This is a genomic window from Leisingera sp. ANG-DT (genome assembly GCF_000813785.1).
In the GTDB taxonomy this organism is placed as follows: domain Bacteria; phylum Pseudomonadota; class Alphaproteobacteria; order Rhodobacterales; family Rhodobacteraceae; genus Leisingera.
Map to the genome: position 1 here is coordinate 528160 of NZ_JWLE01000005.1, position 12012 is coordinate 540171.

Consider the following 12012-nt stretch of genomic DNA (forward strand, 5'->3'; position numbering starts at 1 on the left):
GTTTCGGGCAGACGGAAAAGGCCGGTCCCTATGGACCGGCCTTCGTGCTTAACACGTTCCTGCCTGGTCAGACGTCCTGACGGGATATCTCCATGATCAGCACATCATAAATTCCCTTACCGACATGCTTCTGTGCGGCTTCGCGCAGGGCGGTGCGCAGCGGCTCCAGCACGTCCGAACGGGTGAAGGCGCCACGGAAGCCGCCCATATTCGCATGATCGAACAATACTTGCAGGAAGACATCGCGCAGCTTGGGCTCATAGGCACGCACCTTCTCGCTGGTTCCCTTTGCAGTTTCCAGGCTTAGGGAAATGACCACCAGTGAAGTCAGCTGGTCGCGATCAACAACCGGCACCACGAACTGGTTGTTGATCTTGATGTATTCGCGCAGGTCCTCTTCGCTTTCTTCAGAGGGATCCTCGGCAACCGCTGCGGGGACATGGCTTGGGTCCGTTCCGGACGCGGCGTGGTTTTCCTCAGGTGCTGGCGCCAGCATGATGCCGGCGCCGATGCCGCCCCCGGTTCCCAGGATCAGCAGAATGACTGGCAGGAGTTTCGAAAGCATGGCAATCCTCAGAACGGCAGGACAACATCAAGCAGCTGCTGGCCGTAGCGTGGCTGCTGCACATCGGTGATTTGACCGCGGCCGCCATAGGACACACGGGCAGAAGCGATCTTGTCATACGTAATTTCGTTTTGGCGGCTGATATCCTGAGGCCGGACATAACCCGTAACCAGAAGCTCGCGCAGTTCGAAATTCACGCGCAGTTCCTGGGTGCCGCTGATTGCCAGCACCCCGTTGGGCAGCACGTCGACAACTGTTGCTGCGACCCGCAACTCCAGCTTCTCACTGCGCTTGACAGATCCCTTACCGCCGGAGGCGCTAGAGCTGCCAAGTTCTACTGCGTCAGCCGAGGAGGCGCCTTCCGGCAGTTTCCGGTCAAGCCGTTGCGGCAGACCCAGAAGCTGCGGCATGTTCAGGGTCTCGGAACCCGAGCGCGACCTCTGGGTGTCGTTGGAAATTTCCGCCTCTTCGTCGATTTCGATCACCACCGTCAGGATGTCGCCGCGCTTGATGGCGCGGCGGTCGCCGAGCAGCGACTGCTGAGAGCCGCTCCAAAGCGAGGAGCCATCGACGGTGCGCCGTGTCTGGGTTTGCGTCGGCAGGCCTTGGTAAAGCATAGCAACATGCTCAGGCGATTCATTGGCCGGGGTGAAGGACGGCGCCTTGCCCAGATGATCCATCCGGCCGCAGGCCCCAAGAAGGGCCAGTCCAAAGAGAAGCGGTTTTACGGGGGAGAATTTCTTAGACATCAGTTTACCTCTACGGAGCCGTCGTTGGTGATCCGCCCGGTGACGGTTGTGCGGGAAGAAAGGTTCATGACCCGGAGAGCTTCGCCTGCAGCGCCGCGGCCTAAGGCACGGCCCTCGGCTGCGATGGTCAGACCGCCCTGGCGGAATATCAAAGTCACAAGGTCATTACGTTCGACAATGGCAGGCGGGCCGATATCGCCCGGCCGCATAGGCCTGCCTGCATAAAGCGCCACGCGTGCTTCCATGCCGATCACGTCTGAAGGATCTGATAGCGCGCCAAGAATTTCGCCCTTTTTCAGAGCCAGATCCTCTGCGTTCACGATAGCTTTTGCCCGGATTGTGCGCAGCGGAACCAAGTACTCCGCCCAAGCAGGCGGGGTACAAAGCGCAGCGGCAGTCAGGCAGGCAAGGGCAAGTTTCATCAGCGCACCTGTGTGGTTGCACCCATCATCTGGTCGACAGCCGAGATGACCTTGGCATTCATTTCGTAGCCGCGCTGGGCTTCGATCAGCTCGGTGACTTCACGCACCGCATCAACCGAGCTGGCTTCCAGGTAACCCTGGCGGAAAGTGCCCAGTCCGTCCTCGCCCGCCGTGGAAACCGCCGCATTTCCGGAAGCCTCGGTCTCGGTGAACAGGTTGCTGCCGATTGCCTCAAGCCCTTTGGGATTGGTGAAACTGGCCAGGGACAGCTGGCCCAAAAGCTGGCCTTCGGTGGTTTCGTTGAAATACCCGTAGACTTCGCCCTCGGCATTAATCGAGATGCTGGTGGCGTCGTCGGGGATGGTGATTTCAGGCGAAACCGCAAACCCGTCCGAAGTCACAATCAGCCCTTCTGCCGTGCGTTTCAGCGCGCCATCGCGTGTATAGGCGCTTTGGCCGGACGGCAGGGTCACCTCCAGGTACCCTTTGCCGTCGATGGCGACATCCAGGTCGTTGTTGGTCTGTTGCAGCGCGCCCTGTGCCAGATGCACCGAGACGGCAGCCGCACGCACACCGAGCCCCACCTGGACGCCGGTTGGCAGCACCGTGCCGTCGGAAGCATTCACGGTACCAGCCCGCGAAATCTGCTGATAATGCAGGTCGGCAAATTCGGCGCGCCGTGCGTTGTAGGCGGTGGTGTTCATGTTGGCGAGGTTGTTGGAGATGGTCTCCACCCGCAGCTGCTGGGCGCTCATGCCGGTCGCGGCGATCTTCAGGGCACGCATCTGGATTCTCCTAGGTCTTGATCAAGTTCTTGATGGCGTTGCGGATGCGCTCGTCTTCCGATTGGAGGAAGCTCTGGCCCATTTCATAGGCGCGCTGCACTTCGATCATCCGGGTCACCTCGGATATCGCGTTCACGTTGGAGCCTTCGAGGAAGCCTTGCAGGACTTTTGCGTCCAATGTTTCTTCAATTTCCCCATCGACGCGGAACATTACCCCGTCCTCACGCACCAGCGTGTGGCTCTCCACAGGCTTGAAAAGCCCCAGCTGCCCCAGCAACCGTCCGTTTGCGCTGATGGAGCCATCAGCACCCACTTCAATCTTGCCTGCGTCCGGCGGGACAAAGACTGGCGCGCGGCCAGCATCCAGGACCCGGAAACCATCCATGGTCACAAGATCGCCTGCGGCATTGGGAGAGAATGCACCGGAGCGGGTCAACCGCTCACCCTGGGGTGTTTCGACCATGAAGAAGCCGTCACCCTCAACTGCGAAATCAAAGTTTCCGCCGGTTTCTGTGAGCTGACCCTGCTCCATGGAAGTGTTGAAAATGTTCGCACGCGACATCGACAGTGATTGCTGCCCCTGAGAGGACTGCACGAATTCTGAGAAGATCAGCCCTTCCTGCCGGTAACCTGTTGTCGCTGAGTTGGCGATGTTGTTTGCAATGACACGCATTTCGCGCATCAGCCCCGACTGGCGGGAAAGTGTAGCGTAGCCTGCAGTTTCCATTACGAGCCTCCCGCAATCATCGGAATGACGTGGCCATTAAAAAAGGCCACCAGTGTTTGTGTCATGAAGCCCATGGTCATCCAGAACACGACTATGATTGCTGTCAACTTGGGCACGAATGTCAGGGTCATCTCCTGCACCGAGGTCAGCGCCTGGAACAGGCCGATGGACAGGCCGACAACCAGGGCGACAACCAGAATCGGAGTCGACATGGTGACAGCCGCCCACATGGCCTGGCGCAGGGTGTCATAGAAGAGGCTCTCGCTCATCATGGCTCAGACCGGCATCCTCAGGATTTCCTGGTAGGCCTCTACAACCTTGTTGCGCACGGTGACGGCGGTCTCGACCGCCAGCTCGGTTTGGGCGAGTGCCTGCACAAGTGCATGCGGGTCAGCCTGAGAGGTCATTGCTTGCACGGAAACCTGCTCGCTGCTCTGAAGGGTTGCTGCGAAGCTCTCGAAGCTTTCTTTCAGACGTGCGCCTGCCCCCGCGCCAGCGGCGTCATGATTGGGGTCGACTTTGGTGGCGGGCCGGGCGGCGGCATAGCCGCTGGCGGCGGAAAGACTGCGAATATCCATTCTGGATCTCCAAAAATTTCAGTTATCGTCTCAAAAGGTCCATCAAGGAGGCCGACATCGAGCGGGTCTGCTCAAACATTTTCAGGTTGGCCTCGTAGCTGCGCTGTGCTTCGCGGGCATCGGCGATCTCGATCATCAGATCGACATTCGAGCCCTCATAATGCCCGCTTTCATCCGCCAGCGGATGGGAGGGGTCATAGACCTCCTCCAGGTCCCGCCGGTCCAGGGTGACCTTGCCGGTGCGCACATGCTCCACGTCCGTTTGCAGCTCGCGCACGGCTTCAAATGGTACGGTTTTGCGGCGGTAGCCCGGGGTGTCGGCGTTGGAAATGTTCTCGGACACGTGCCGCAGCCGCGAAGCCTGGGCCTTGAGGCCGCTGGCAGTGACGGAAAGGGCTCTGGAAAACTCACTCATCGCTCATCCTCCTCAGTTCTTGCCCAGGCTGGTGCGCAAAATGTTCATGGAGGATTTGTAGATCGCCATGGCGCGCTTGTGCTGGCGGGCGACCTCCACCCCTTTCAGGAGTTCGGTCTCGACAGAAACCGAATTGTCATTGGGATCGCTGCCGGCATCAGTTGAGGTGACAGCCCAGTCCATGCCGCTGCCAGCGGTGCCATTCAGATGGCTGCCGCGGGACGCGATCATGCTGGCCGGGCGGGCACCGGCAGCGAAGACTTCTTTGAAGGGTTTGATATCCTTGGCGTGGTAACCCGGTGTATCGGCATTGGCGATATTCTGGGAAACCAGAGCCTGGCGTTTGCCGGCATGGGTCGCCATGGAATAGGCGATTTTGAATACGTTCAATTCTGTGAACACCAGGGCTTCTCCCTTGATCGATTTCAATCAAGGCTTAACCCCGATTCCTTTAGAAATTGTTTTCAGGACACCAAGGGAGGCCGCTGCGATGAAAGCAGAGCTGCAAGCACTGACCCGTCAAATTGCCGGAAAACGGCTGGTAACCCAAGTCGGCCGGGTGACAGGGATTTCGGGCGGGGAAATCGAAATCAGCGGCCTGGCTGCAGCGGCGCGAATCGGTGATCGGCTGGTGCTGCGCCGTGGGCCGCAGGACGCGTTGCATGGCGAAGTCCTGAAGATTAATGGTAGCAATATCAGTATGTTGCCTGACCGGTCTCCGGATGGTGCTGCGATCGGGGATCCGGTTTTGCTGCACCCGTCACCGGAGTTTTCCCCCAGCGACCATTGGATCGGTCGGGTTATTGATCCGTTTGGCGAGCCGCTGGATGGCCGCCCAATGCTGCCGGGCAGCACACCGCGCGATCTGATGGCACCGCCCCCCAAGGCTGCAGGCCGCCGGTCCATGGGTGAGCGGCTGGCCACCGGGCAGGCAGTCTTGAACACGATTCTCCCGATTGTGCGCGGGCAGAGGGTTGGTCTTTTTGCCGGCTCCGGGGTCGGGAAGTCCTCGCTTCTGGCAAAACTGGCGCAAAGCATGGAAGCCGATGTGGTGGTAATGGCACTGATTGGCGAGCGCGGGCGAGAGGTGAATCACTTTGTCGAACAGGTGCTGGGGCCTGAGGGCATGCGCCGGGCCGTTGTGGTGGCTGCGACGTCCGACCAGTCCGCACTGGTGCGCCGCCGCTGTGCCTGGGCGGCCATGACGGTGGCGGAACACTTCCGCGATCAAGGCAAAAACGTGCTTTTCCTGGCTGATTCCGTCACCCGTTTTGCTGAGGCGCACCGGGAAATCTCCGCGGCCTCCGGCGAGGCACCTGCGCTGCGCGGATACCCGCCTTCAGTGACACCGCTGATTACCGGGCTCTGCGAACGGGCCGGGCCTGGGGGCGAAGGGCAGGGCGATATTACAGCCGTTTTCAGTGTTCTTGTCGCCGGATCCGATATGGATGAACCGATTGCGGATATTCTACGCGGTGTTCTGGATGGGCACATTGTCCTGAACCGCGAAATCGCCGAACGCGGCCGGTTTCCCGCGATCGACGTTTCACGTTCGGTGTCACGCAGTCTGCCTGCGGCTGCCTCTGCTGATGAAAACGAGGCGATCAAAGATGTGCGAAAATACCTGGGCGCTTATGAGCAGTCAGAGGTGATGATCAGGGCTGGGCTGTACGCCGAAGGCAATGACGCAGTGCTGGATCAGGCAGTAAAATTGTGGCCAGAACTGGATGCGTTCTTCGGACGTGAGGACCCGGAGGGCATTACCAGCAGTTTCAATCGCCTGCTCCTGATGTTGCGCCGGGCCAAGGCTGGGCGTTGAAACCAATTACGAAGATACGATGAGGTGGAATCCGCAAAGGTAGCAAGCTGATGCCTTAGCCGCGCTGTTCTGCCCGTGTTCGGCTGCCTAACAGGGTTGCTTCAGCAAAACTCATTAAGCCGCTTGGCTGTGCGGGGCTCCTTTCTGCAAAAGGGCAGTGCCATCCAGCTAGTCCGCTGCCCGTGGATTAAGGACAAAGGTTTCCGTAAGCAGGAGACATAACCCGCTTTCTGTGAATTGCCGTCTGCGGATCTTCTGGGCAAGGTTGACGAGGACAGGTTGCTGGCCTCAACGAGTATGCAGTCAAGCTGCGGTGCGCCGGTTTGTAAACACCGGAGGTGTCTCTGGAGCATCAATAGATTGCGATTTTGCACTGCTGAAGGAGAATGTTTCCATCATTTCCGGTAAGTTTGGCCGTTGTCGCATGATGACAGTAGGCCGCCGCAGCAGACGGTCACTCGGCTGGCAATCACTTGTTTTCAAGCTGATACTTAACTTCAGGAGTTAAGTTTTGCGCCTTATTCTTATCAAGAAGTCTCTCTTGCGAATGGGATAACTTGCAACCTGGCCACAGCAAGTGTTTCGGCAGAGAAAAGAACTTTCTGAATACTCTGTTTCAAGCGGGTTTTTACCGGCTTTGACGTGAAAACCAGGATGTTCAGCGGGGTGTGAGGATACCGGAAGCTTGAGCAGGCGCTATCGGCACAGCCTAATCCCGAAAGACGACAGGAAAGCAGTCATGGTGTTCATTAGGCAAGTTCAGCCCGCCTTTGCCTCGATAGGCCAGGCGGGCGGACGATTATGATGGCCGGACCGCAAACAAGCGGTCTTCCCGCGGCAGCAATGTGCGCAAAGCTTTCAGGCAGCGGTAATGGTTGTTGCTGATCAGGGCATCGGTTGCTTCAGCAATTGATGACCGGCTGTCCGGGTCGGTGAAAACCTGACTCAGTTCCTCGATCCGGCGCAGCATCGGCAGGCGTTCCTCTTCGGGATCCGCATCACCGGACAAGATCAGTTGTGCTGCATAGCATACGCGGCGCACCGGAGTGTTGGCTTCTTCCGGATGAATTGCGTCGCGCAAACGCAGGATATTGGCATCCGGTGTTACAATGGACAGGCGGCTGCGGCGGTCGCCGTTTTCAATTACCGCGCCATTCACAAGGACACGCTCCTTGGGGGCAAGTTTCAGGACAAGTCCGCTCATATTCAGGATGCTCCGCTGCGGAGGCCACGCATGATGGCCGTATTGATTTCCACCAGCGGCCGGACATCGGCCTTGCGCTGAAGCACTTTGGTGGTGTGTTGTCTTGTGAATTCTCCCAGCTCGAACAAGTTCTGCTTGAGATCATCGGGCAGAGGATTGCCTTTCGAAGCGATGTCGACAGTGAAAATGGACCAAAGCTTCCGGTTGTCATTCAAGGCTGTTGCGAGTTCATTGAAGCCGCCACGGCCCTTTTGTGTCGCCGTGATCATCCTGCGGGTAATGCGGGCAATCACTTCATATTCGAAATTCTTTGCTGTCCGGGTCGGGGTCTTTGCCGCCGAATAGGCACTCTTCGCCTTCAGAAGGGCATTCACGTGTTTTCCTAACGTATTATTCTTCAGGTTCTCTGAGAGGGGAAGACCGGGGCGCCATCAGCGCCCCGGTAAGGGCTGTTAACGGAACAGCTGCTGCAGGGTCTGCGGCGCCTGGTTTGCGATCGAGAGCGATTGCACCGCCAGCTGCTGCTGGGTCTGCAAGGCCTTCAGCCGGGCCGACGCTTCTTCCATATTGGTGTCTGCCATGGTGCTGACACCGGATTTCAGCGAGTCGGTCAGTTTCGACACAAAGTCGTTCTGGTCAGACAGGCGGTTGCTGTCCGCACCCAGCTGGGCCGCAGAGTCGATTGCAAAGGTCAGCAGCGCTTCGATCTGGGTCAGAACGTCGTCGGCGTTGGCCGAAGTCAGCGCGTCAATGGTGCCGGTGCTCAGGGAAGCGCCGGTGTCGATCGCGGAAACGGTGATCACGTCGGCGGTTGCGCTGATGCCGCCCAGGACGTCGAGCTGCGAGGTTACTGCTGTATCCAGCAGGTTGGCGCCGTTGAAGCTGGCCGAGTCGATGATCGAATCGATCTGCTCTTTCTTCTTGGCCAGGTCAGCCTCGATCTTGGCGTGGTCGACGTTCTGCGAAACGCCGGCAACTGCCAGTTCACGCATTTCCTTCAGGGTTTCAACGATCTGCTCCATGCCGGAGGAGGCGACAGCCACGGTTGCTTCGCCGAAGTTCAGGGCGTCGCCCACCGCTTCGTAAGCCTGGATGTCGGATTCCATGGTCTTGGAGATGGCCCAGACAGCGGAGTTGTCCTTCGCCATGCCGACCTCTTTACCGGTCGAGATCTGGTTCTGGGTTTCTTCCAGATTGTTGTTCACGGACTTCAGGGTCTGCAGTGCAACCATTGCGCCGTTGTTGGTCAGAATGCTGGTCATAGCTTTTTCCTTTAGCTGCGGGGCGCTTTGGCCCCTGAATTACTTGCCCCTCCGGGGCGCTGTGTGACGTCTTTCTGACTGTGCGTTCCACCGTCCGGTTTCCGCGCCACCCTTCATCAGGTGCAAGGCGACTTTGGCGCAGGAGTTGCTAAGGGAGTGCTAATGACCGGATTTGGTTTTTTAGAATTTTCCCCAAATTTATTTTACGCCCGTTTTTCCAGCTTGGCGCCGTTGCGGGTGCCGTAGCGGGTTCTGCGGCCGGATTGATCATATACGTCCAACCCTTTGCGGATACGGCGCAATTCCGCCATCCGGGCGGCAACGGTGCGGATCCCGTCCATTGCGCTGTCCAGAAGATTCTGATTACGGGACAATTTGGTCTGCACCTGTTCCAGCGCCTCGCGTTCCAGCTCAGAAACAGAATTCAGCTTGCCGATGATTTTCTCTTTCTTGGTAAGCAAACTTTCCAGCTTACCAAGGTCGCCGGCCATCAGGGCGGTGCGTTCTTTGTCCAGGATCTCATCCAGCTCATCAATGAGCTGCTGCGGTTCAGGTTTACTCACCTTGGGTCTCCTTCAGTGCATGATAAAGTGATTCGGCCAGACCGATGCCGCCCGCGCGGGCGATCTGGTTGGCTTGTTCGCGGATGAGAAAACTGGAGAATTGTTCTTCGCCGGCACCGCCGCCAAAGGCCTCGCTGGCGTCACCCAGGCCAGCTGATTTCAGCATTTCCGCAAGAAAAGAGGCTTCCAGTTCGATTGCAGCCTCCCGCAGCGGGTCGCTTTTTGCTGGCCGCACCGGGGTTGTTGCAGACGTGGTCTGAAGCGGGATCGGCAATAGATCTGACATGTCCGGTTCTCCGGTTTGCATTCGAATTCCATCGATTTTTCAGAGACTGCCCTGCAACCGGTTAAAATTGCCGTAACCGCTTTGGGGTAACTCTGACCGGGTCGAGATAGAATGTCTGGAACAGAACATGATGATGAATCCGATCCTTGGTATTGAGCCTACTGCTGGCGGAAAGGCACCGCCTGCGTCCGCAAGGCTTCAAAATAAAATGAATAATTCCAATGACTTTTCGGATTTCGTGGCTGCAGAGGCCGGACGCGAAACTGTGACCGGTGATCCTTCCTCAACAGATCGCGAATCTGCCGTGCCGAAAGCGGAGACGGAAGATTCGGTGAGCCTTTCCGTAGCTGCGGGAGAAAACGGAAACGCAGCCGGCGCGGACGCTACGACGGAAGAAACTGTGTTGCCGGAAAGTGCTGTTGAAGCAGAACCGGATGTTTCCCTACTGGGTCAGGAAGCGGTTGAAACAGCAGGAACGGATGAATCCGAACTAGACGGAACAACACAGGTGGAAACTGGTGGCCAAGGCACCGGTGGCAGCGCCAAGCAATCTATGGACGGTGCTGATGCAGACGAGGACGCAAGCGTCAAAGAGGCTGCAGATGTCACAGGGGCGCAGGAGATACCCAAGACAACGGCACTGCCTGCCAGCGAACCGGAGTCTGGAACGCAAGGTATGCCTTTGGACCGGAGCAAGACCCCAGCCGAAAGCGGCCTTCCCAAGAAAAGCATGTTTGGGGATACGTCCAAACTAGCCTCGCCCGCTGGAACGGTTGGGGGGCAGGGAAATGAACGGGTCGGCACGAACGAACAAGGTGCGCAACGGCAGCCTCTTCAGGCTACGCCAGAATCCGTGTCAGAAAGTGCGGTGGCGGCGCCGGAAGCTGAGGCCGGTAAAAGGTCTGCAACAGGCGCCGGCGCCAGCACCAAGCCGGAGTTTGCAGGACAAGCGGCTTTGGGTTCGAAGGGCAGCGTTTCGGCAGCAATGAGCACAAAAGCCCCTGGCGCAGGCACAACAGTTTCGGGTTTTCCAAATGAGAAAGCAGTCGAGCAGATTGTCTCACGGCAGCCGGAAGGCGTTACGCGCGCGATTGCAGCTGGTACGCAAGGCGCAGTGCAGGTGCTTGCAGCGGGTCAGCCGGCCTCTCGTGAAGGAGCTGGGAAAGCAGAGCTCGGTACGGTTAGCGTAACGGTCCCCGAAGAGGATTCGGCCAAAGATTTTGCCGCGGGAAAGTCTGGTTCAGGAGCGGTTCGGAATGGGGATTTTCAAGCCGCGCAAACTCCTCAGGCGGCCCAACAGGGTGCGGCGATGTTCCAGCCATTGCTGGCGGCGGGGCTCGCCGAAGCAGCAGGCGAGGCAAATCCGCTTTCTCAGGCTCTTGGCCTGACCGGCGAAGCGCCAGGGCTAAGCCAGCTTTTGACTGAAGCCTCCATCGGCACGCAGGCAGCACACCGTCCGGAAATGCCGCGAATGATTGCAGCCCAGATTGCAGAGGCATTTGCTGCCAAGGGCGAACAGAAGGTTGAGGTGAGCCTGAATCCGCAGGAGCTGGGGCATGTAAAAATGCGCGTCGTGACCAGCGAGACGGGTATAACGATGATTATCCAAACAGAACGCCCGGAAACGGGGGATCTGATGCGCCGCCATATCAATGAGCTGGCTGAGGAGTTCCGCCGAATGGGCTATGAGGACATCTCGTTCGAATTTAGCGGCGGTCAGACGGGCAGTGGCGGCACAGGAGACGGTGGCGAGGACGGAACCGGACAAGCAGGCAGTATGGCAAATTCGCAACCCGGAACTGAACCTGTCGCAGAACAAGCAACACAGAATCTCCGGCTCGGAACCGCCGGTGTGGACATGAGGGTCTGATCAAATGACAACAGCAGTTACCTCCGCGACCAGCCCGGCAGTACAATCCAATACAGCGCCGGCGGCCTCCCAGAAAACGTCCGGGCTGACGTCGGATTTCGAGACATTTGTGAAGATGCTGACAGCCCAGGCAACAAACCAGGATCCTCTGGAGCCAATGGATTCGACGGAGTATGCAGCGCAGCTTGCGCAATTCTCGATGGTCGAACAGCAGACAAAGAGCAACACGCTGCTGGAGGGGCTGCAATCGCAGCTTGGGCTGGCGAACATGGCAGCACTATCAGGCTGGGTGGGGATGGAAGCCCGTGCTGTGGCTCCTGGTTACTTCGATGGCAGTAACACTGTCACTATTGCACCTAACCCGGCCGCCGCCGCAGATTCGGTGACATTGGTTGTGAAGAATGCAAGCGGTACTGAAGTTCAGCGCGTCACCCTGCCTGTCTCGGCTGAGCCTTATGAATGGAATGGGCTGGATGGTGATGGAAACCCAGTAGAGGCTGGTGAGTATTCCTTTGTTGTTGAAAGCCGGAAAGGCGATGAACTTCTGCTGGAAGAATATGCCGAAGTTTACTTCAAGGTGAACGAAACCAGGATGCAAGGCGGTGAAGTGGGGCTGATCACAAAAGGTGGTTCGGTCGTTTTGGCGTCGTCCGTCAGTGCGTTGCGTGACCCCGCGGGATAACCCGGCTGTATCAACAGGCAGAAAAACTGTCTAAGAACGGGGCGGCTTAACTCTGGAGACCGCTCTGCAACCGTTGCCTGATCAC

At 58.2% G+C, this 12012-nt stretch carries 17 protein-coding genes; 3 read left to right on the forward strand and 14 right to left on the reverse strand.

The genetic code is table 11. The features are described 5' to 3' along the window. Positions 1–67: 67 nt before the first annotated feature. The 9 genes from RA21_RS07785 to RA21_RS07825 are packed head-to-tail and all read right to left on the reverse strand — an operon-like array spanning position 68 to position 4643. Positions 68–565 (reverse strand): flagellar basal body-associated FliL family protein, encoded by a 498-nt coding sequence (locus RA21_RS07785; protein WP_039147646.1) that lies wholly within the window; start codon positions 563–565, stop codon positions 68–70. An 8-nt stretch (positions 566–573) separates the two neighbouring features. Continuing rightward, the gene (gene flgH / locus RA21_RS07790) at positions 574–1314 is read right to left on the reverse strand and encodes a flagellar basal body L-ring protein FlgH (protein WP_019295221.1); all 741 of its coding nucleotides are present in this window, start codon (positions 1312–1314) and stop codon (positions 574–576) included. Continuing rightward, the gene (gene flgA / locus RA21_RS07795) at positions 1314–1736 is read right to left on the reverse strand and encodes a flagellar basal body P-ring formation chaperone FlgA (protein WP_019295220.1); all 423 of its coding nucleotides are present in this window, start codon (positions 1734–1736) and stop codon (positions 1314–1316) included. Before flgA ends, flgH begins: the two co-directional genes overlap by 1 nt. Beyond that, the gene (gene flgG, locus RA21_RS07800) at positions 1736–2521 is read right to left on the reverse strand and encodes a flagellar basal-body rod protein FlgG (protein WP_019295219.1); all 786 of its coding nucleotides are present in this window, start codon (positions 2519–2521) and stop codon (positions 1736–1738) included. Before flgG ends, flgA begins: the two co-directional genes overlap by 1 nt. Before the next feature lie 10 nt (positions 2522–2531). Next, positions 2532–3248: a flagellar hook-basal body complex protein gene (locus tag RA21_RS07805; RefSeq protein WP_019295218.1), complete on the reverse strand. Its 717-nt coding sequence runs from the start codon at positions 3246–3248 to the stop codon at positions 2532–2534. After that, the gene (locus tag RA21_RS07810) at positions 3248–3520 is read right to left on the reverse strand and encodes a flagellar biosynthetic protein FliQ (RefSeq protein ID WP_019295217.1); all 273 of its coding nucleotides are present in this window, start codon (positions 3518–3520) and stop codon (positions 3248–3250) included. The genes RA21_RS07805 and RA21_RS07810 overlap by 1 nt, the downstream gene beginning before the upstream one ends. Before the next feature lie 3 nt (positions 3521–3523). Beyond that, positions 3524–3826, reverse strand: coding sequence for a flagellar hook-basal body complex protein FliE (gene fliE, locus RA21_RS07815; protein ID WP_019295216.1), 303 nt, complete (start codon positions 3824–3826; stop codon positions 3524–3526). 22 nt (positions 3827–3848) lie between these two features. After that, positions 3849–4241 carry a flagellar basal body rod protein FlgC gene (gene flgC / locus RA21_RS07820; protein WP_019295215.1) on the reverse strand — a complete coding sequence of 131 codons (393 nt, stop codon included), beginning with the start codon at positions 4239–4241 and terminating at the stop codon, positions 3849–3851. A 12-nt stretch (positions 4242–4253) separates the two neighbouring features. Next, positions 4254–4643 (reverse strand): FlgB family protein, encoded by a 390-nt coding sequence (locus RA21_RS07825; RefSeq protein WP_039147821.1) that lies wholly within the window; start codon positions 4641–4643, stop codon positions 4254–4256. A gap of 88 nt (positions 4644–4731) precedes the next feature. On the opposite strand from RA21_RS07825, the gene RA21_RS07830 reads away from it, so the two are divergent. Continuing rightward, positions 4732–6060 carry a FliI/YscN family ATPase gene (locus tag RA21_RS07830; protein ID WP_019295213.1) on the forward strand — a complete coding sequence of 443 codons (1329 nt, stop codon included), beginning with the start codon at positions 4732–4734 and terminating at the stop codon, positions 6058–6060. Between the two features lie 799 nt (positions 6061–6859). On the opposite strand, the gene flbT is transcribed toward RA21_RS07830, so the two are convergent. The 5 genes from flbT to RA21_RS07855 all read right to left on the reverse strand — a co-directional run bounded on the left by flbT (position 6860) and on the right by RA21_RS07855 (position 9375). Beyond that, a complete protein-coding gene (flbT, locus tag RA21_RS07835; protein WP_019295212.1) occupies positions 6860–7264 on the reverse strand; it encodes a flagellar biosynthesis repressor FlbT in 405 nt (134 codons plus the stop codon). 2 nt (positions 7265–7266) lie between these two features. Next, the gene (gene flaF, locus RA21_RS07840) at positions 7267–7638 is read right to left on the reverse strand and encodes a flagellar biosynthesis regulator FlaF (RefSeq protein ID WP_019295211.1); all 372 of its coding nucleotides are present in this window, start codon (positions 7636–7638) and stop codon (positions 7267–7269) included. A 78-nt stretch (positions 7639–7716) separates the two neighbouring features. Next, a complete protein-coding gene (locus tag RA21_RS07845; protein WP_019295210.1) occupies positions 7717–8526 on the reverse strand; it encodes a flagellin N-terminal helical domain-containing protein in 810 nt (269 codons plus the stop codon). A 203-nt stretch (positions 8527–8729) separates the two neighbouring features. Continuing rightward, complete coding sequence (locus RA21_RS07850) at positions 8730–9089, reverse strand: flagellar export chaperone FlgN (protein ID WP_039147648.1); 360 nt, start codon at positions 9087–9089, stop codon at positions 8730–8732. After that, on the reverse strand, positions 9082–9375 hold the full coding sequence (locus RA21_RS07855; RefSeq protein ID WP_241480967.1) for a rod-binding protein: 294 nt from the start codon (positions 9373–9375) through the stop codon (positions 9082–9084). The genes RA21_RS07850 and RA21_RS07855 overlap by 8 nt, the downstream gene beginning before the upstream one ends. 127 nt (positions 9376–9502) lie before the next feature. Here RA21_RS07855 and RA21_RS22245 point away from each other — a divergent pair, with 127 nt between their 5' ends. Together RA21_RS22245 and RA21_RS07865 are read left to right on the forward strand one after the other, a co-directional pair. Next, the gene (locus tag RA21_RS22245) at positions 9503–11245 is read left to right on the forward strand and encodes a flagellar hook-length control protein FliK (RefSeq protein WP_152610511.1); all 1743 of its coding nucleotides are present in this window, start codon (positions 9503–9505) and stop codon (positions 11243–11245) included. 4 nt (positions 11246–11249) lie between these two features. Continuing rightward, positions 11250–11927: a flagellar hook capping FlgD N-terminal domain-containing protein gene (locus tag RA21_RS07865; RefSeq protein WP_019295206.1), complete on the forward strand. Its 678-nt coding sequence runs from the start codon at positions 11250–11252 to the stop codon at positions 11925–11927. Positions 11928–12012 lie beyond the last annotated feature (85 nt).